The organism is Bifidobacteriaceae bacterium (genome assembly GCA_031281585.1).
Classification (GTDB): Bacteria; Actinomycetota; Actinomycetes; order Actinomycetales; family WQXJ01; genus JAIRTF01.
Window position 1 is genome coordinate 33,335 of record JAITFE010000020.1, and the last position, 19,087, is coordinate 52,421.

20 protein-coding genes and 1 tRNA gene are annotated in these 19,087 nt (G+C 68.8%); 14 read left to right on the forward strand and 7 right to left on the reverse strand.

Features of this window, described 5'->3' with window-relative positions:
* Positions 1-13 precede the first annotated feature (13 nt).
* Positions 14-868 (forward strand): DUF427 domain-containing protein, encoded by an 855-nt coding sequence (locus LBC97_01510; protein MDR2564738.1) that lies wholly within the window; start codon positions 14-16, stop codon positions 866-868.
* A 31-nt stretch (positions 869-899) separates the two neighbouring features.
* Here LBC97_01510 and LBC97_01515 read toward each other — a convergent pair whose 3' ends face one another.
* The 4 genes from LBC97_01515 to LBC97_01530 all read right to left on the reverse strand — a co-directional run bounded on the left by LBC97_01515 (position 900) and on the right by LBC97_01530 (position 3,853).
* Entirely contained in the window at positions 900-1,598 is a 699-nt protein-coding gene (locus LBC97_01515; protein MDR2564739.1) for a hypothetical protein, read from the reverse strand.
* On the reverse strand, positions 1,595-2,944 hold the full coding sequence (locus tag LBC97_01520) for a hypothetical protein (GenBank protein ID MDR2564740.1): 1,350 nt from the start codon (positions 2,942-2,944) through the stop codon (positions 1,595-1,597). The genes LBC97_01515 and LBC97_01520 overlap by 4 nt, the downstream gene beginning before the upstream one ends.
* On the reverse strand, positions 2,941-3,732 hold the full coding sequence (locus LBC97_01525; protein ID MDR2564741.1) for an ATP-binding cassette domain-containing protein: 792 nt from the start codon (positions 3,730-3,732) through the stop codon (positions 2,941-2,943). Before LBC97_01525 ends, LBC97_01520 begins: the two co-directional genes overlap by 4 nt.
* 47 nt (positions 3,733-3,779) lie before the next feature.
* A tRNA-Leu gene (locus LBC97_01530) sits at positions 3,780-3,853 on the reverse strand.
* Positions 3,854-3,898: 45 nt separating this feature from the next.
* On the opposite strand from LBC97_01530, the gene LBC97_01535 reads away from it, so the two are divergent.
* From LBC97_01535 to LBC97_01590, 12 genes are all read left to right on the forward strand, one after another.
* A complete protein-coding gene (locus LBC97_01535; protein MDR2564742.1) occupies positions 3,899-4,498 on the forward strand; it encodes a response regulator in 600 nt (199 codons plus the stop codon).
* A 17-nt stretch (positions 4,499-4,515) separates the two neighbouring features.
* Complete coding sequence (gene polA / locus LBC97_01540) at positions 4,516-7,197, forward strand: DNA polymerase I (GenBank protein MDR2564743.1); 2,682 nt, start codon at positions 4,516-4,518, stop codon at positions 7,195-7,197.
* A gap of 29 nt (positions 7,198-7,226) precedes the next feature.
* Positions 7,227-8,432, forward strand: coding sequence for a multidrug effflux MFS transporter (locus LBC97_01545; protein MDR2564744.1), 1,206 nt, complete (start codon positions 7,227-7,229; stop codon positions 8,430-8,432).
* Positions 8,433-8,597: 165 nt separating this feature from the next.
* Positions 8,598-9,290 (forward strand): helix-turn-helix domain-containing protein, encoded by a 693-nt coding sequence (locus tag LBC97_01550; GenBank protein MDR2564745.1) that lies wholly within the window; start codon positions 8,598-8,600, stop codon positions 9,288-9,290.
* Positions 9,287-10,723, forward strand: a complete 1,437-nt coding sequence (gene sufB, locus LBC97_01555) for a Fe-S cluster assembly protein SufB (protein MDR2564746.1) — start codon at positions 9,287-9,289, stop codon at positions 10,721-10,723. Before LBC97_01550 ends, sufB begins: the two co-directional genes overlap by 4 nt.
* Positions 10,724-11,860, forward strand: coding sequence for a Fe-S cluster assembly protein SufD (gene sufD / locus LBC97_01560; GenBank protein MDR2564747.1), 1,137 nt, complete (start codon positions 10,724-10,726; stop codon positions 11,858-11,860).
* Positions 11,857-12,225, forward strand: a complete 369-nt coding sequence (locus LBC97_01565; protein ID MDR2564748.1) for a non-heme iron oxygenase ferredoxin subunit — start codon at positions 11,857-11,859, stop codon at positions 12,223-12,225. Before sufD ends, LBC97_01565 begins: the two co-directional genes overlap by 4 nt.
* Positions 12,226-12,981: a Fe-S cluster assembly ATPase SufC gene (gene sufC, locus LBC97_01570; protein ID MDR2564749.1), complete on the forward strand. Its 756-nt coding sequence runs from the start codon at positions 12,226-12,228 to the stop codon at positions 12,979-12,981.
* Entirely contained in the window at positions 12,956-14,248 is a 1,293-nt protein-coding gene (locus tag LBC97_01575) for a SufS family cysteine desulfurase (GenBank protein ID MDR2564750.1), read from the forward strand. The genes sufC and LBC97_01575 overlap by 26 nt, the downstream gene beginning before the upstream one ends.
* Complete coding sequence (locus LBC97_01580; GenBank protein ID MDR2564751.1) at positions 14,245-14,724, forward strand: SUF system NifU family Fe-S cluster assembly protein; 480 nt, start codon at positions 14,245-14,247, stop codon at positions 14,722-14,724. Before LBC97_01575 ends, LBC97_01580 begins: the two co-directional genes overlap by 4 nt.
* A 114-nt stretch (positions 14,725-14,838) precedes the next feature.
* Complete coding sequence (locus tag LBC97_01585; protein MDR2564752.1) at positions 14,839-15,177, forward strand: metal-sulfur cluster assembly factor; 339 nt, start codon at positions 14,839-14,841, stop codon at positions 15,175-15,177.
* A 10-nt stretch (positions 15,178-15,187) separates the two neighbouring features.
* Positions 15,188-15,835 (forward strand): hypothetical protein, encoded by a 648-nt coding sequence (locus tag LBC97_01590; GenBank protein MDR2564753.1) that lies wholly within the window; start codon positions 15,188-15,190, stop codon positions 15,833-15,835.
* A gap of 6 nt (positions 15,836-15,841) precedes the next feature.
* On the opposite strand, the gene LBC97_01595 is transcribed toward LBC97_01590, so the two are convergent.
* The 3 genes from LBC97_01595 to LBC97_01605 form a co-directional block, all read right to left on the reverse strand.
* Positions 15,842-17,053, reverse strand: a complete 1,212-nt coding sequence (locus LBC97_01595; protein ID MDR2564754.1) for an alpha-amylase family protein — start codon at positions 17,051-17,053, stop codon at positions 15,842-15,844.
* Positions 17,054-17,288: 235 nt separating this feature from the next.
* Positions 17,289-17,657: a DUF5615 family PIN-like protein gene (locus LBC97_01600; GenBank protein MDR2564755.1), complete on the reverse strand. Its 369-nt coding sequence runs from the start codon at positions 17,655-17,657 to the stop codon at positions 17,289-17,291.
* On the reverse strand, positions 17,654-17,881 hold the full coding sequence (locus LBC97_01605) for a DUF433 domain-containing protein (GenBank protein MDR2564756.1): 228 nt from the start codon (positions 17,879-17,881) through the stop codon (positions 17,654-17,656). Before LBC97_01605 ends, LBC97_01600 begins: the two co-directional genes overlap by 4 nt.
* Positions 17,882-18,070: 189 nt before the next feature.
* Between LBC97_01605 and hrcA the strand changes: the two genes are divergently transcribed.
* Positions 18,071-19,084: a heat-inducible transcriptional repressor HrcA gene (gene hrcA / locus LBC97_01610; protein ID MDR2564757.1), complete on the forward strand. Its 1,014-nt coding sequence runs from the start codon at positions 18,071-18,073 to the stop codon at positions 19,082-19,084.
* Positions 19,085-19,087 lie beyond the last annotated feature (3 nt).

Consider the following 19,087-nt stretch of genomic DNA (forward strand, 5'->3'; position numbering starts at 1 on the left):
AAGGAGTCTTGCGATGTCCCCGACCTTGGTCGCCTCCGACCTGACAACCCCCGAACTTTCCCGCCGCCATCCCGTCCCGCCGGACCAGTTCACTTTTGAGCTGAGCGAACGCCACGTCCGAGGCGTCATCGGGGCGACCGCCGTGGTCGACTCCCACAACCCGTTGCTGGTCTGGGAGCCGGGGCGCGCCGTGCCTGGTTACGTCTTCGACCGTGGGGACGTGCGCACTGACCTTCTGCGTCCCAACACAGCGCACATCGTGGCAAAGCACGCGCGGGTCGGCCAACGTTACGACCTTGTGCTGGACGATGCCGTCTATCCAGGACTCGTCTTCGAATACGATGTCGACGGGTTGCGCGGCCGTTTGGCTTTCGAATGGTTCCGTCCCGGCACCGAAGCGAAGGGTGTGGAGCACTGGTATGAGGAGGACGAGGAGATCTTCGTCCACCCGCGCGACCCGTACAAGCGGATCGATCCCCTCGCGAGCTCACGCCACGTCGAGGTTTACCTCGACGGAATCAAGCTGGCGGACACCAGGCGGCCGGTGCTCCTTTTCGAGACGAGGTTGCCGATCCGCTACTACATCCCTCCCGAGGATGTGGACTTCTCCCATCTCATCGCAACCGACCTGGCGACGGCCTGTCCTTACAAGGGGAATGCGAACTATTGGTCCGTGACCACCGATCGCGGGATTTACCACAACCTTGTGTGGTCTTACCAGGAGCCGATCAGGGCGTCGGCAAACATCGCCGGGCGCTTGGCGTTCTACAACGAGTTGGTCGACTTGGTGGTGGACGGGGTAGCCCTCGAGCGCCCCGAATCGGAATTCACCGGGTTGCTGGGCAAGGTCTTCCAACCGCACAGTTGACGGCTCCGGCCCAACGGAGGTCACGGGCGCCTCACCGCCAGCGGCGGCCCTTGCTACCCCTTGTGAGCCACCAGGCGACCAGGCTGAACGCCGCAAGCGTGGCGGCGACCACGACGTGCGAGCTCCCGAAGGCCTGGTAGTTGGGCGCGCGCAGCCACAACAGTTGGCCAAGGGAGGTTTGAACCAAGACGACTGAGATCCACAGCCCGGCCGCGAGAGCGACCCCCGCGATTTTGCCGAGGAGGCAAATCCCTATTCCGACGAGGGCCGTCAGCGCGACCGCCCCGGTGATCCAGTGGGCCAAAGCGAGGCCGGCCCCCGACTGGTCGGCCAACCGCTCCCCGTCGGACGCAAAGACGCGGTGGTAGAACGGCACCATTGAGCTTGGCACGTGGTTCAGCCACCACCAGGCCAGAGCGGACACGAGCGCCGGAATCAAGAGCCCGAGTCCCAAGGCCGCCGCCGCGTACCACCTCAGTTTGCCTGGGTCGAGCCTCTCCCAGGTGGGCATCTGCGGCGCGCACCAAATCAGCCAGACCACGGCCGCGGCCGCGGGCACGGCCTCCCAGTTGGACACGGTCACCACTTCCTCCGGCCCCAAGCCTTTGCTGATGTAGAGAGGGAACCACCAGGTCAACAAGACCCCGGCCACCCCGCCACCGGTCAGCGCCACGAACCGGAGTGGAGTGACGCCCCGCCCGCTCGCCCAGCGTGACAAGTCCTTGATCACGGCATGTCCGAATCCGTGACAGCGCAGACGGCGAGGGCCGAACGGTGGGCTTTCACCCACCGGGCCAAATCCGCGTCGGACAGCTGCTCCAGGCCGGTCGGGAGTGGGGAGTTCTCCCGGCGGCCGCTCACGCGGAACGCGATTTCGAGAGCCGCTGAGTACTCGTTCATTTCCTCCTCGCTCGTTTCGCCCCCCGACTGGAACTGAGCCTCGAGGCATTCGGGCGAGTCGGCGCCGATGAGCCCCCGCGCGAGCTCGATTGCCACGTCCCTGCGGAAGCCTTCCCTCCCCTGGGGCAGGTCGGCCGGTGCGGCCACCGTCTGGCCAAAGGACGTGGCCTGGGCTTCGGTCGCCCTTGCTCCGTTGCCGAGCACCAAGACCGGCACCCCGTCCGGTCCGGCGAGCGCCAACGCCTTCTCCGCCAACGCTGTCAGCTCCGGCAGCGCGGCCGACGCCTCCACGTTGACGCAGGCCGTCGAACCGCCCCCTCCCACCGGCGCGCAGACCACCGGGGCGTCCGGGTCCGGTCGCACAACCCCCGCCTGGAGCGCGGTCAGCCCGCCGGCCGCGCCGAGGGGAACCGCCAGGAGTAGAAGGGCGGCCAGCGAACTGGGACTGAACGCCGGCGTCCACCGCCGCAGCCATAGGGCGGCGACCGCCGCGGCCGCCCCGGCGCCCAGCAGAAACAGGAGCGCCCGGGGGACGGAAACGGACGCGGGCAGTTCCCAGCCCTCAGGGGGGAGCCCGTTTAGCCGCCAGGGCGCGGCGATCAGCCAGGGCACCCCCCGGTGGTCCGGCCCGCCCGTGCTCACGGCGCCCGGAAGAATGGCCGCCGCGCCCAACGCGACGGCGCCGGCCGCCACACCCCACAGGGAGTTGAACAGGGTAGCGGCCGCCAGCCCGACCGGCGCCCAGACCATCAGGGCGGCGGCGTCCGCGGCGACCGCGAGCAGATCGGGCGAGCCGCCGGTCGCGGTCAAGGCGAGCCGGACCGCAAGGGGCACGATGCCGACCGCGTACGCCACCAGCCCGGCGCACCAGCAAACCGCCATCACCCGGGCGACGCGCCTGGCGACGGGCCGGCCCGCGGTGGGCGGCCCCGCCACGTTGGCGGGCGCGAACAAGAGGTGGCACGCGCCGCCGAGCGCCAGCGAACCGAGGGCGAGCAGGACCGTCGTCTCGCGGGCGTTGACGTCGAACTGGCTCCACGTCATCGGAACCCACGACTTCCCAATCACACCGCTGGCCAGCACGGTGCAGGCTACGCCGCCGGCCAGGTAGGCCGCGACCCATCCGGCGGGCACGGGGAAACAGGCGCGCCGGAAGGCCGACGCCAGGCGGGTCACGCTTCCCCCTCTTCGCGGGCGCGGGCGCTCACCACGCCGTAGGAGACCTCCAACGGCGACGCGAACCGGCCGGCCGCGCGTTCGGAGGAGCGGCCGACCACTTCGAATTCGTCGAGCGTGCCGGAAAAGCGAATCCGCCCTCCGGCCAGCACGGCGACGTTTGAGGCGATCATCGCCAGGTCGTCGACCATGTGCGTCGACATGAGCACCGGCGCGGTCCGCGCCACGGATTCCAGGTAGCGCCGGGTCGCCACGCGCTGATCGGGGTCCAGGCCCACGGTGGGCTCGTCCAGCAACAGCACGGCGGGCCGGTGGGCTATCGCGCAGGCGATCCCCAACCGCTGGCGCATCCCGCCGGAGAGGGCGCGGGCGCGGTCTTTGGCGCGGTCGGCCAGCCCGACCACCGCCAGGGCGTCGGCGGCGGCCGCCGCGCAACCCGACTCCGGGACGCCGTGCGCCCAGGCCGCGTAGGCGACGTTGTCCGCCGCGGACGACATGCCCATGACTTCGAACCGCTGCGGCAGGAAACCCAGCGCCTTCCGGGCCGCTTTCAGGCCCTCGGCCGTGGCGGTGTCGTGGCCGGCCACAACGATTTGCCCGGCCGCCGGCTTCTGGACCGTCGCCAACAGGTTCAGCAGCGTGGTCTTGCCCGCGCCGTTGGGGCCCAGCAGGCCGGTCACCCCTCCCGACAAGCGCAGCGACAGGTCCGAAAACACTTTCCGCTTGCCGTAGGCGAAACTCACGCCGTCAACGAATGTGCTGCCTGTGTCCTTGGCGGGGGGCGTCACTGGTCTCTCCTCCAATTTGGTTCAATTCGTAGAGCCGCCGCCACAGGTGCCCTGGGTGGGATTCGAACCCACACCGTGCCGGGTTTGAGCCGACTGCCTCTGCCAGTTGGGCCACCAGGGCTGGTGCCAACGCATCGAATGCGTCCGGGACACTAGGCTACATGCTGTGAATGACAAGAAGGCAAACGAGGTGGCCGCGCGCCGGGTGGTCGTGGCCGAGGACGAAGCGCTGATTCGATTGGACGCGGTCGAGATCCTCCGCGAGGCGGGATTCGACGTGGTGGGGGAGGCGGCCAACGGCGAAGAGGCCGTCAAACTGGCCGAGGAGCTCCGCCCGGACGTGGTGATCATGGACATCAAGATGCCGGTCATGGACGGCCTGACGGCGGCGGACAAGATTGGCCAGGATCGGCTCGCGCCGGTGGTCATGCTGACCGCGTTCTCCCAACAGGAACTGGTCGAGAGGGCGAGGGACGTGGGGGCCATGGCGTTCGTGGTCAAGCCTTTCACCGCGGCCGACCTGCTGCCCGCCATCGAGATCGCGATCGCCCGCCACGACGAGATCGTCTCGCTCGAAGAAGAAGTCTCCAACATGGAGGAGCGCCTGGAAACCCGCAAACGGGTGGAACGGGCCAAGGGCCTGTTGATGGAGAAGATGGAGTTGAACGAGCCGGAGGCGTTCCGCTGGATTCAGAAGACGTCCATGAACCGGCGCCTGACCATGCGGGAGGTCGCGGACGCGGTGATCGCCCAGATGGACGCCTGAGCCCTTAGCCTAGAGCGATGACTCCGAAGCTGTTGCTGCTCGACGGGCATTCGCTGGCCTTCCGCGCCTTCTACGCGCTCAGGGACGCCGACTTCACCACCACCACCGGCGAGCCGGTCGGCGCGGTTTACGGGTTTGTGAACATGCTGGCCGGCCAGTTGAAGCGGCATCGGCCGACGCATGTGGCGGCCGCCTTCGACGCGTCGCGGCATTCGTTCAGGACGGACGTCTACCCGGAGTACAAGGCCGGACGGTCTGAGACCCCGGAGGAGTTCAAGGGCCAGGTGCCGTTGATCCAGGACGTGCTCGGGGCGCTCGGCATCCACTGTTTCGAGGTGGCGGACGTGGAGGCCGATGACGTCGTGGCGACTTTGGCCGCCAAGGCCGCCGGGGAGGGCATGGACGTCCTCATCATGTCCGGGGACCGCGACACCTTCCAGTTGGTGGGCGACAAGGTCACGGTGCTGTATCCGCAGGGGCGCGGCGCCCAGTCCGAGTTGGCGGAGATCACGCCGGCGGAGGTCGAGGCGCGTTACAACGTGACGCCGGCCCAGTATCCGGACTTGGCGGCGCTGGTCGGGGAGCAGTCCGACAACCTGCCGGGAGTCCCCAAGGTCGGCAAGGTCACCGCCGCCAAGTGGATCAACCAGTACGGCTCGCTGGACCAGGTGGTGGCCCACGCCGACCAAATCAAAGGAGTGGTCGGAGCCTCGCTCCGCGAGCACCTGGACCAGGTCAAACTCAACCGCCAATTGGGGGAGCTCAGGCGGGACGTGCCGCTGGACCTCGACCCGAAGGGCCTCAAGCTGGGGGCCGTCAACCGCCAGGAACTGGACCTGCTGTTCGCCTCGCTCCAGTTCGGCCGGATCAAGGACCGGCTCTTGGAGTCCGGGGTCTGGGACGCGAACGCGGTCAGGGACCCGCTTCAGGCGCCGCCGGAGGCGGTCAAGCCGATCGTGATCGGCGTGGGCGGCCTGGCCGCCTTCCTGGACGAATACGAAGGCGAGACGGCCGGCCTCCAGATCGACGGGCGTCTCATGCCCGGCTCCGGCGAAGCCTGGGGGATCGCGGTCGGCTTTGGCGATGGCCGCGTGACCGTGATCGAGGCGCAGTCGATCGACCCGGCCGACGAGGCGGCGCTCGCCAAGTGGTTGGCGGATCCCGACTCCGCGAAGGCGGTCCACGACGCGAAGGCCGCCGCCCAGGAACTCCACGGCAGCGGCCTGCGATTGGACGGCGTGGTCTTCGACACGCAGCTAGCCGCCTATCTGATCTGGCCCGACCAGCGCGGTTACGAGCTTTCCGACCTGACCGAGCGGTTCTTGGGCGAACGCCTGGCGGAGGAGGAAGTGGGCGGCCAGGGCGTCCTGGACCTGGGCGACGGCCCCGGCGACCTGCGGCACGCCACGAGCGCCGTGGCGACGGCCCGGCTGGTCGCGCCCCTGACCCAAGAGCTTGAAGACCGCCAGGCCACCAGCTTGCTGGTGGAACTGGAACAGCCGCTGACCAAGATCCTGGCGAAAATGGAGCGGGCCGGGATCGCCGTGGACACCGACCGCCTGGGCGACGTCCGCGCCGAGTTGGCGGGTCGGGTGGAAATGGCCGAACGCGACGCCTTCGCCGCCCTGGAGGGCCGTCAAGTCAACCTGGGCAGTCCGAAGGCCCTCCAAGACGTGCTGTTCAACGACCTCAGCATGCCCAAGACCAGGAAGACCAAGACGGGCTATTCGACGGACGCCGAATCGCTCGCGGACCTGTTCAAACGCACCGAGCACCCGTTCTTAGAACACCTGCTCGCCCATCGCGACGCCATCAAACTGCGGCAGATGGTTGACTCGCTTTTGGGCTCGGTCCAGGACGACGGCCGCATCCACACGACCTTCGGGCAGACGGTGGCGGCCACCGGGCGGCTGTCCAGTTCCGACCCGAACCTGCAGAACATTCCCGCCCGCAGCCAGGTGGGGCGCCAGATCAGGCACTGCTTCGTGGTGGGCCAGGGACACGCCGAACTCATGACCGCCGACTACTCCCAGATCGAAATGCGGATCATGGCGGACTTGAGCGGCGACCAGGGCCTGATCGCGGCCTTCAACGAGGGCGAGGACCTGCACCGGACGGTCGCGTCCCGGGTCTTCGGGGTGGAGCCGGAGGACGTCACGGCGGAGCAGCGGTCCCGCATCAAGGCGATGAGCTACGGCTTGGCTTACGGGCTGTCGGCTTACGGCCTGGCGCGGCAACTCGGCATCGGGCAAAGCGAGGCGGAAGAGTTGCGCGGCGACTACTTCGCGCGTTTCGGCGGGATCCGCGACTACCTGGAGGGCGTGGTCAGGCAAGCGCGGCGCGACGGCTACACCCAAACGATCCTGGGCCGCCGGCGCTACCTTCCGGACCTGGGCAGCCAGAACCGGCAGCGCCGTGAGATGGCCGAGCGGATGGCGCTCAACGCCCCCATCCAGGGCAGCGCCGCGGACATCATCAAGGTGGCCATGCTGAAGGTCGAAGACGCGCTTCGGGAGGCGGACGCGAAGTCGCGGCTGATTTTGCAGATCCACGACGAGTTGGTCGTGGAGGTCGCCGATGCCGAGTCGCCGCTTGTGGAGCAGATCTTGCGTCGGGAGATGGCGGCCGCCGCGCAGTTGAAAGTGCCCCTGACCGTGTCGGTGGGGCGGGGCGCCTCGTGGCGCGAGGCGGGTCATTAACGTTCCGGGCCTGCCACTAGGCTAGGCGGGTGCCCCACCCGGCTTTGCCCCGCTCCCAAGCCGGTTTGATCCTCTTGCTCGGCTCGATGACGGCTTTGGGGGCCGTCGCGGGGGACATCTACCTGCCGTCGCTGCCGGAGGTCGTCAAGGACCTGGGGACCTCCCGGGAATGGGTTCAGAACACCATCACGGTGACCATGCTGGGCGGGGCGGTCGGCCAGTTGCTGATCGGCCCGCTGTCGGACAGGTACGGGCGCCGCCAGCCGGTGCTGGCGGGCTTGGCGCTGCACGTGGCCGCGTCGATCGGGATCATCTTCACGCCTTCGATCAGCTTGCTGATCGGCCTGCGGTTCTTCCAGGGCATTGGGAACGCGTCCGCCGGCGTGGTGGCCATGGCGATCATCCGGGACCTGCGCACGGGTTCCGCGGCCGCGAAGCTGCTGTCCCAGCTGATGCTGGTGATCGGGGTGGCGCCGTTGTTCGCGCCGACCATCGGTACGGCTCTGGCCGGGCTTGGAACCTGGCGTTACGCGTTCGTGTTCCTGGCCACGGTGGGGTTGGCGCTGGGCGCGTTGGTTTGGGCCAGGGTCCCGGACACGCGCACCGAGGAGGTCAAACGCGCGGCCACCGGCGTGGGCCAGGCCTTCAGGGCCTACTGGCGGCTGTTCAGGGACTTGCGGTTCATGGGCTACGGGATCATCCCGGGCCTGGCCCAGTCCGCCATGATGTCCTGGGTCATCTCCTCGCCCTTCCTGGTCCGCACGCAATATGGGCAGTCGTCGGCCGTGTTCGCGTTGATCTTCGCCTTGTGCGGCCTGTTCATGGTGGGCGGCGCCCAGCTCAACGCCGCCCTGGTGTACCGGTTCAAGCCGAAGACGCTGCTGCTTGTGGCGTTGCCGGTGGAGTTGGCGTTCGCGTTGGTCGGCCTGGGGTTGAGCTTCACCGGCTGGGGCGGCCTGCCTGGGTTGATCGCCGGCATGGCGGCCATGCTGTTCATGAACGGCCTGGTCCCGGCCAACGCCTCGGCTCTCGCGCTCTCCCGCCACGGCGAGGTGTCCGGCGCGGCCAGCGCGCTGATCGGCACCACCCAACTGGGGTTCACGGCCGGCGTCATGGTTGTGCTGTCGGTTCTGGGCGACACGCAGCGGGACATGGTCACGGTGCAGGCGGCCGTTCTGGCCGCCGCCCTGGCGATTGTCCTGCTGGGCGGCGGCTACCGCCGCAATCGGGCCTGAGGGCGCCCCTATGATTGTTCTGCCCGGCGGAGGCCACCCGCGCCGGTTCCACCGGGCGGCCTCCCGCGCCTGAGAGTTCGCGTCGCGGCCCAAATGCGGCTAACATCGGGGGAGTTTTGATACACAGATGTTGCGCATTAGGGGCGTGGAAGAAGGAGGCGGGAGATGGTTGACGAAGCCACCGCAGATGCCACCACCAGGGCGCAGATCCTCGGCCTGATCGTCACAGACGGGCCGATCGCGGCGGGTCAGATCGCCGCCAAGCTGTCGCTCGCCGCCGCCGGGATCCGCCGCCACCTGGGGGAGTTGGCCGCCGCCGGGCTGATCGAGGATCATCCGGGCCCCGGCCCGGCCGCCCGCCAACGCGGGCGGGGACGCCCCGCCCGCTACTTCGTCGCCACGGCCGGCGCCCACCAGGCCCTCCAACAGGAGACGCCGTCCCTGGCGGTGGAGGCCATCGAGTTCCTGGGCCAGGCCGCCGGGCGGGAGGCGATCGGCGGGTTCGCCGGCCAACGCGCCCAGCGGCTGGAGGAACGCTACGCCACAATCGTCGAAGCCGCCGGGCCGGACCTGGCCGGGCGGACCCAGGCGCTGGCCGCCGCGATGAACCTGGACGGCTTCGCCGCCACCGTCCGGCCGGGGCCGAAGGGCCTGACGCTGCAACTGTGCCAAGGCCATTGCCCGGTCCACCAAGTCGCGCAGGCCTTCCCGGAGTTCTGCGAGGCGGAGACGCGGGCCATCTCGCGGCTGCTGGGCGTCCACGTCCAGCGCCTGGCCACCCTGGCCGGGGGGGAACACGTCTGCACCACCTGCGTGCCGGTCGCCCTGGGCATACCAACGTCAAAAGGAGATTCATGACCGCGCCAGCGCCCGGCACCGAAAAGCTCAGCCAGGCCGACGCCATCGCGTCGATCGGCCAGTACCAGTACGGCTGGCATGACTCCGACGCGGCGGGTCAGGCCGCCAAACGCGGCCTGACCACAGGGGTCGTGGAGGAGATCTCCCGCATCAAGGAGGAACCGGCCTGGATGTTGGAAAACCGCCTCAAGGCGCTGGCGCTGTTCCACAAGAAGCCGCTGCCGCTGTGGGGCGCGGATCTGACCGACATCGACTTCGACACCATCAAGTACTACGTCCGGCCCGTCGACCGGCCCGCCACCAGCTGGGACGCGCTCCCGGAGGACATCAAGCGGACCTATGACCGGCTGGGCATCCCGGAGGCGGAGAAGCAGCGCCTGGTGGCGGGCGTGGCCGCCCAGTACGAATCAGAGGTGGTCTACCACCAGATCAGGGAAGACCTTCAGGCTCAAGGCGTGGTCTTCCTGGACACCGACACGGGCCTGAAGGAGCATCCGGAGTTGTTCCGCGAGTACTTCGGGACCATTGTGCCGGCAGGGGACAACAAGTTCGCGGCCCTCAACACCGCTGTCTGGTCCGGCGGCTCCTTCATCTACGTCCCGCCGGGCGTCCACGTCGAAATCCCGCTGCAGGCCTACTTCCGCATCAACACGGAGAACATGGGCCAGTTCGAGCGGACCCTGATCATCGCGGACCAGGACAGCTACGTCCACTACGTGGAGGGCTGCACCGCCCCGATCTACCAGACCGACTCGCTGCACGCCGCGGTGGTGGAGATAATCGTCAAGAAGAACGCCCGCGTCCGCTACACCACCATCCAGAACTGGTCCACCAACGTCTACAACCTGGTCACCAAGCGCACACGGGTCGAAGAGGGCGGCACCATGGAGTGGGTGGACGGGAACATCGGCTCGAAGGCGTCCATGAAATACCCCGCCTGCGTCCTGGCCGGCCGCCACGCGCGCGGCGAGACCCTGTCGATCGCGTTCGCCGGCCACGGCCAGCACCAGGACACCGGCGCCAAGATGGTCCACGACGCCCCGGACACGTCCAGCTCAATCGTGTCGAAGTCGATCTCCCGAGGCGGCGGCCGCACCTCCTACAGGGGCCTGGTCAAGATCAACGACGGCGCCGAACGGGCCAAGTCCAACGTCATCTGCGACGCGCTGCTGGTGGACGACGTCTCCCGCACCGACACCTACCCCTACGTCGACGTGCGCGAGGACGACGTCACCATGGGCCACGAGGCGACCGTCTCCAAGGTGTCCGAGGACCAGCTGTTCTACCTGATGTCGCGCGGCCTGGCGGAGGCGGAGGCCATGGCGATGATTGTGCGCGGCTTTGTCGAGCCGATCGCGCGGGAGCTGCCCATGGAGTACGCGCTGGAGCTGAATCGGCTGATCGAACTGCAAATGGAAGGGTCGGTCGGCTAAATGGGGATTGTCACCAAGTCACGCGGCTCCCGCCTGGCCTCCTTCGACCTGGCCGACTTCCCGCGCCCCACGGGCCGCGAGGAGGAGTGGCGTTTCACGCCGGTCCGCGACCTGGCCGACCTGATGGCGGCCGATTTGGCGGCCGAGGTGGTGGTCCAGGTGCAGGGCCCGCCCGGCACGGGCGTGACCGTGGACACCGTGGGCCCCGACCATCCCGCCATCGGCCTGGCGCCGGCGCCGGGGGACCGGGTCGCGGCCGCCGCCTGGGCCGGGCGCGAAACGGCCACTCTGGTGACCCTGTCCGGAACCGCCGCCGATGCCGTCACGGCCGTGCGCGTGATCGGCGGCGACGGATCGTCCCCGGCCCGCCCGTCGGCCCTCCACCTGGCGATCCTGGCCAAAGCCGGGGCGCGCGGCACCATCCTGCTGGAGCACACGGGCCTGGCCCACCTGGCCGAGGGCGTGGAGATCGTGTTGGAGGAGGGGGCGGACGTCACCGTGATCGCGGTCCACGATTGGGCCGACGGCTCGGTGCACGCCGCCTCGCACCGGGCGCGGCTCGGCAAAGACGCGCGCCTGAAACACGCGACGGTCGCGCTGGGCGGCGCGCTGGTGCGGGTGACGCCCCACTTCGAACTCGCGGGCGAAGGGGCCGACCTGAACGCGCTTGGCATCAACGTGACGGATTCGGGCCAGCATCACGAGGCGCAGCTGTTCGTGGACCACGCGGCGGCGAACTGCCGCTCCCGGGTCGCCTACAAGGGCGCGCTGCTGGGGCCGGCGGCCCACTCCGTCTGGATTGGGGACGTGCTGATCCGGGCGCGGGCGGAGGGCACCGACACCTACGAGCTCAACCGCAACCTGGTGCTGTCCAAGGGCGCCCACGCCGACTCGGTGCCGAACCTGGAGATTGAAACGGGGCGCATCCTGGGCGCCGGCCACGCCAGCGCCACCGGCCGCTTCGACGAGGAACAGCTGTTCTACCTGCAGTCGCGCGGCATCCCCGAGGAACTGGCGCGCTCCCTGGTGGTGCACGCCTTCTTCGCGGAGCTGATCGGCCAGTTGGGCGCTGGCGAAATTGAAGACGCCCTGAGAGTGGCGGTCGACTCGAAACTGGATCAACGGAGGAACCCATGACAGCTATTGCCATCGCGGCCGCCGAGGAGGTCGGCCCCGGCGAAGTCAAAGCCGTGCAGGTGCGGCTCGGCCCGGAACCGGCGGTCTTGGGGCCCCCGGAGGAGCAGGGCGCGCCCGGCACAACGGCGATCGTCGTGGCGCACACGGAGGCCGGGGGCTGGTACGCGATCGGCGACGTCTGCTCGCACGGACCAGTGCTCTTGTCCGAGGGCGAGTTCGACGGCTGCACCCTGGAATGCTGGGGGCACGGATCGCGTTTCGACCTGGCGACGGGCGAACCCGAGAACCTGCCCGCCGACCGGCCGGTGCCGACCTATCCGGTCACCATCGAGGACGGCCAAATCATGATCGAACTGGGGGAGTAGATGACTACGCTTGCAATCCGCGACCTGCACGTCAGCGTTGAGGTGCCGGAAGGCGACAAGGCGATCCTGAACGGGGTCGACTTGACGATCAACTCGGGCGAGACGCACGCCATCATGGGGCCGAACGGCTCCGGCAAGTCAACGCTGGCGTATTCGCTGGCGGGGCACCCGAAATACAAGGTGACCAGCGGCAGCGTGCTGTTGGACGGCCAGGACGTGCTGGCCATGACCGTGGACGAACGGGCCCGCGCGGGGCTGTTCCTGGCCATGCAGTACCCGGTCGAGGTGCCGGGCGTGACCGTGGCGAACTTCCTGCGCACCGCCAAGACCGCCGTGGACGGCCAGGCCCCGCCGCTGCGGCCTTGGATCAAAGAGGTCGCCGCCGCGATGGACTCGCTGCGGTTTGACCGCGAGTTCCAGGAGCGGTCGGTCAACGAGGGCTTCTCCGGGGGCGAGAAGAAGCGGCACGAGATCCTTCAAATGGAGTTGCTGAAGCCGAAGATCGCGATCCTCGACGAGACGGACTCCGGGCTGGACGTGGACGCGCTCAGGGTGGTCTCCGAGGGCGTCAACCGCGCCAAGGCCACCACCGGAGCCGGGGTCATGCTGATCACGCACTACACCCGCATCCTGGACTACATCAAACCGGACTTTGTCCACGTGTTCGTGGCCGGCCGGGTGGCGGAAGAGGGCGGCCCCGACCTGGCCGCCCGGCTGGAGGCAGAGGGATATGACCGTTTCCTTAGCACCTACTGAACAAGAACTCGCGGCCATCCGGGCCGACTTCCCCATCCTGGGCCGTCGCCTTGAGGGGGGGCGGCCGCTGGTCTACTTTGACACGGGGGCCACCTCGCAGCGCCCGCGCGTGGTCATGGACGCCATGCGGGACTTCTCCGAGAACCACAACGCCTCCGTCCACCGCGGCGCGCACGCCCTGGCGGGCGAGGCGACGGACGCCTTCGAGGACGCCCGCGAGGCGATCGCCGCGTTCGTGGGCGCCAGCGCGGGCGAACTGGTCTTCACCTCGGGCGCCACCGGTGCGATCAATTTGCTGACGGCCGCGCTGGGCGCGGCCTCGGACGGGCGCGGGCAAGGGCTGGGCCGCCGTTTCGCCATCCTGCCCGGCGACCGGATAGTGGTCACGCAGGCCGAACACCACTCAAACCTGGTGCCCTGGCAGGAATTGGCCGCCCGTACCGGCGCCGAGTTGGCGTGGCTCCGGGTGGGCGCGGACGGCCGCCTGCGGCTGGACGACTTGCGCAGCGTCATCAACCAGCGCACCCGGGTCTTGGCGTTCACGCACGCCTCCAACGTCACGGGGGCGATCAGCGACGTGGGCGCGATCACCGCCGCGGCGCGCCGGGTCGGGGCGTTGACGGTGCTTGACGCCGCCCAGACCGCCCCGCATCTGCCGTTGGACCTGCCCTCCCTGGGGGTGGACTTCGCGGCCTTCTCCGCCCACAAAATGCTGGGCCCCAACGGGGTGGGCGGCCTGTACGGCCGGGCCGAACTCCTGGAGGCGCTGCCACCCGGTTTCACCGGCGGGTCCATGGTGGAGATCGTCACCATGCGGGACGCGACCTTCCTGCCGCCGCCGAACCGGTTCGAGGCGGGCACCCAGGCGGTCACGCCCGCGATCGGCTGGGCCGCCGCCGTCGGCTACCTGGGCCACCTGGGCATGGACCGCGTGGCCGCGCACGAACACGGTTTGACCGTGCGGCTGTTGGACGGCCTGGCGGGGCTTGAGGGCGTCCGCGTGCTGGGGCCCGCCGACGCCTCCGACCGCCTGGGCGCCGTCGCGGTGGACGTGGAGGGCGTCCACGCCCACGACGTGGGCCAATACCTGGACGCCCAAGGCATTGCGGTCAGGGTTGGCCACCACTGCGCCCAGCCCCTCCACCGGGCGCTGGGCGTGCACGCCTCCACCCGGGTCTCGCTCGGCCTCTACAACACCGCCGCCGAGGTCGACCAGTTCCTCGCCGCCCTCGCAGAAGTCAGGGGCTACTTCGGAGCCGCCGCATGAGCTCGCTCGACGCGATGTACCAAGAGCTGATCATGGACCACGCCCGCCACCCCCACGGGCGCGGCCTGGCGGAGGGCTTCGACGGCGAGTCCTTCCAGGTCAACCCCACCTGCGGCGACCGCATCCAACTACGGGTCGCGCTTGGGGACGGGCAGGTTTCGGGCATCACCTGGGACGGGCAGGGCTGCTCCATCTCGCAGGCGTCCGCGTCCATGATGAAAGACCTGGCCGAAGGCAAGACCCTGGAGGAGGTCGCGGCCCTCGGAGACGTGTTCACCGAGTTGATGCGCTCGCGCGGGCGCGGAATTGACGAGGCGAAGGCCGACCAGTTGGGGGACGCGGTGGCGCTCGAGGGCGTGTCACGCTATCCCATGCGGGTAAAGTGCGCTTTGCTTGGGTGGATGGCCCTGAAGGACGCCGCCGCCAAGGCCGCCGCCGGGGACTCCAGCCCCGCGCGCATACCGGAAGGGATCTAGGAAATGGCGCCATCGCCTTACACCGGCAGCGACTTCGCGCCCCCGCCCGGCCCCGTTCAAGGCGGGCCGGCAGCGGCGGGCGACCAAACGGCATCGGGCAACGCGGAACCGGAACTGCCCACAGCGCGGCCGGAGTCCCCGGCCTGGCCCACGGCGGCGGACGTGGAGGAGGCCCTCAGGGACGTGATCGACCCGGAACTGGGCATCAACGTGGTGGACTTGGGCCTGCTTTACGGCGTGGCGATCGACCAGGAGGGGCGGGCGGTCGTGGACATGACGCTGACCTCGGCGGCGTGCCCGTTGACCGGGCTGATCGAATCGCAGGCGGCGACCGCGCTGGAAGGCCTGGTCGAAGACGTGGAGATCAACTGGGTGTGGACGCCGCCGTGGGGCCCGGACCGGATCACAGCGGACGGCCGCGAGCAGTTGCGGGCCATCGGGTTCAACGTCTGAGGCGGCGGCGGTGACCATTCCCGATGGCGTCTACCTGCTCTCCTCCGCGGCGGACACGGTCATCTCCCGGCTGATCAGGTTCGGCACGGGCGCGGTGCACGGCCACTTGGCGGTCGTGTTCCTTGAGGACGGCCAGCTCAGGTCCTATTCGTTCGCGCGGCGGCGGTGGTCCACGCCCCTCGACGGTGCCTTCGTCGAGGAGGGGCGCGAGCGTTACACCTTCGAGGGCGGGCGGTGCTCGTCCCTGGCCCTGTTCTCGTTGCCGGCCGCCGTCCAGGCCGAAGTCCGGTCGCGGTTGGAGCGGCTTCGTCCGGAGTTGGAGCAATGCCTCTACAACTTGCCCGATGCCGTCGCCAACTCTTTGGGTCTTCGCGTCCGTTCGCGGGCCGCCCACACTTGCGTCAGCTACTGCGCGCTGATGCTCGGACTGGACCAGCGCCGCCATGTGGTCTCATTGCGCGACGTGCTGCGGGCCGCCGGGGCGAAGATGGTCTACAAGGGATCCCTGGCCGGTCTGGAGGAGTTCACGGGCGCGCGCTTCTGGGACGGCGACTCGGCCTTCTACGCCCGCCGCCTGCCCAAGGCCCAGGCCGTGGCCACGGTGCTTGGGTCCCAATCCCGCGCGATCGGCCGGATCATCCGGGAACGCCTGCCCTGACGGCGCTCACAGGGCCAGGTCGAGGCCGTCCGCGACTAGGCGGCCTGACGGCCGGAGCGGGTCGGACAGGTCCAGGGTGGCGGTCACGGCGTTGCCTTCGGCCGTGGTGCGGTAGACGTAGCGGGCGTTGGTGAGCTCCTGGCGTTCGGTGGTCGCGCGGGCCATCCACGGGTTGGCGCGCCGCCATTGGATGAGGCGGCGGTGCAAGTCGTGGAGCCACCAACCCCAGGGGGCCAGGTCGGCGGGGTGGGACGGAAAGGCGGGGCGGACGGCATCGTCGCCGCCCAGGCGGTCTTCCTTGACGCCGGTGAAACCCTGCTCGTCGCCGTAGTAGACGTGGGGCTGGCCGCCCAAAGTCATCAACGCGAACAAGGCCACGGCCGCTCCCTTGGGGCCCACCTGGCTGGCGATGCGCGTGACGTCGTGATTGGAGATGAACGTCACCGGGGAGTAGGCGGCGAGCAACTCGTTGTGGCGGGAGACCGACCAGTCGAGTTCGAAGAAGTTGCAGTCCTTGATGGAGGACCAGATGGCCTTCCACAATTCGTACTGGGTGACCGAATCCATGGTGGAGCGGGCCACGAAGTCCGCGCCGTCGCCGTGGAGGACCTCGCCGAAGAAGAAGGCGTGCGGGAAACGTTCACGCAGGCCTGGGAGAACGCCGGCCCAAAAGTCGGGGCCGGTGGCGTAGGCGGCGTCAAGGCGCCATCCGTCAACCCCGCGCTCCAGCCAATGGCCCATCACGTCCTGGGCGAAGTGGGCGACCGCCGGGTCGCCGTGGTTGAGGGTGATCAGCGAGCCGTGGCCCTCGAAAACTTGGGCTCGCGGGCCGTCCCAGCGGAAGAACCTTTTCGCCGCGGGCTGATCCGGGCCGGGGGTTGTGGCGGCCAAATGAAGGCGGTGCCGGTCCCCAACGTGGTTGAAGACACCGTCCAGGTAGACCTTGAGCCCGCGTTCGTGGGCTTGTTGGACCAGGTCCAGGAAGTCGGCCTCCTCGCCCAGCCGGGGGTCGATTCGGAAATGGTCGAGGGTGTCGTAGCCGTGGGTCTGAGACTCGAAGACCGGGCCCAGGCTGAGGGCCTCGAAGCCGAGCGCCTGGGCGTAGTCAAGCCAGTTGGCCAGGTGTTTGAAGGCACCCGCGCCTTGGGTACGGGAATCGGGTTCCGGCCGGATTGGGAGGCCGGCAAAGCCAAGCGGATAGACATGCCAGGCGATCATTCTTCTCTCAAGCTCCTCACAGCTCGCGCGTTTGCGGACGGCCTAGTTTGGGGGCGAGAGCGACCTTGGCCCGGCGCCTGGCGGGGCGCCGAAAAACTGACCAATCGAGGGTAACTCTTTTACCGCCCACCGCCTAATTCGCGCCCGGCGACTCTGGCTTCGCTTGCGGGCGCCAGTCGGCGGGCGGCCAACGTGCGCCGGGCGGTCTCCAAGCGCGCCGCGCGTGACGTGCGGGCTACCGGAAGGGCAATCGGCGAACCCGCATTCTCCCTTGGCGGATGGACACGACTGCGCCGATCTCCAACTCGGCTTCGACGGTTGCCAGATTCGCAGTCAACAGCGCGGCGAGGGCGGCGGGGATCAGGCCTTCAGCAGACCGAAGGAGAATCACCGATGGCGCAGCCCCGCCTTGAAGAGCCAGATTCGTGCTGAAGTCGCTATCTGCTGTGACAACAACGTATCCGAGGGCAGCAGCGAACGCCGCGATTTCTTCATCCGTCGCTCGGAGTAGCTCATGATCAACAACATGGGTCGCGTCGTGGCCTGCGGCCCTCAACCGCTCGGCAAGGCGGGGCGAGAGGTTCGCGTCGATGAGAAGTCTCATGCGGCCAATAGCGGCAGTTCTCGCTCCTGGGTGGCTTCAGCCGCGAATGCGAGGGCCTGCAGAACATCCTCTTCCACCAGATATGGATAGTCCGCAATGATGTCGGCGGGGCTTTTGCCAGCGGCCAGTTGGCCCAGCACAGCCGTGACGGTCACCCGCGTGTCCCGAATGCAGGGCAGGCCGCCCATGCGCCGAGAGTCTATCGAAATGCGGTCAAATCCCATTCGCCCAGCCTACCTGCGGTCAACGGCGGCTACCAGTCGCCCGGCAGCCCTGGCTTCGCTTGCGGGCGCCAGTCGGCGGGCGGCCAACGTGCGCCGGGCGGTCTTCAAGCGCGGTCTGGACAGGCCTAGTAGAATTAGCACTCGGACCACTTGAGTGCTACCGGACGTGGGGGGAGGGGAGAAACGCCAATGCTTGACGACCGCCGATTGGCCGTGCTGCGGGCCATCATTGAAGACTACGTCTCAACCGGCGAGCCCGTGGGCTCCCGTGGCCTGGTGGAACGCCACCACCTCAGCGTTTCGCCCGCGACCATCCGCAATGACATGGCGGTGTTGGAGGAGGCCGGCCTGATCACCCAGCCGCACACTTCGGCCGGCCGGGTGCCGACCGACGCGGGCTACCGCCTGTTCGTGGACCAGTTGGCGACGGTCAAACCGCTCTCCGCCGCGGAACGGCGGGCCATCCAGACCTTGCTGGACGGGCCGCTCGACCTGGACCAGATCGTGTCCCGTGCGGTCCGGGCGTTGGCGCAGCTGACCCACCAGGTGGCTGTGATCCAATACCCGTCGCTCCGGATGACCAGGGTCCGGCACATCGAGTTGATCGAGTTGGCCCCGGCGCGCTGCCTGCTGGTCATGATCACCGACGCGGGCCGTGTGGAACAGCGTTTCATCGAGTTGCCCGGCCCGCTTGGGCCGGACGCGGCGGCCATGCTGCGGGCGAAGTTGAACGAGGCCACGGCCGGCCCCTCGCTGGAGGAGGCCTTCGAAGACCTTGACAGCCTTTGGCTCGGCTTCTCCGAGGACGTCAGGCCCGCCGTCCAAGCGGTCGTGGACCGGTTGAAGGAGATCCCTAAGGCGGGCTACCAGGAGCGGCTCGTGTTGGCGGGCACGTCGAACCTGGCCCGCTCCTCGGCTGATTTCCGGAGCTTCATGCCGGTGCTGGAGGCCATCGAGGAACAGGTGGTGCTGCTCAAGGTCCTGACGGAGATGTCCGCCGATTCGGGCCAGATCGCCATCCGGATTGGCCATGAGACAACCGAGGCGGGTCTGGAGGAGACCTCGCTGGTCGCGGCCGGCTACGGCCCGGGCCGGACCGTCGCCAACCTGGGCGTGCTGGGACCCACCCGGATGGACTACCCTGGCTCGATTGCAGTGGTGCGCGCCATCGCCCTGTACCTTTCACGCATATTGGCCGCGTAGCCG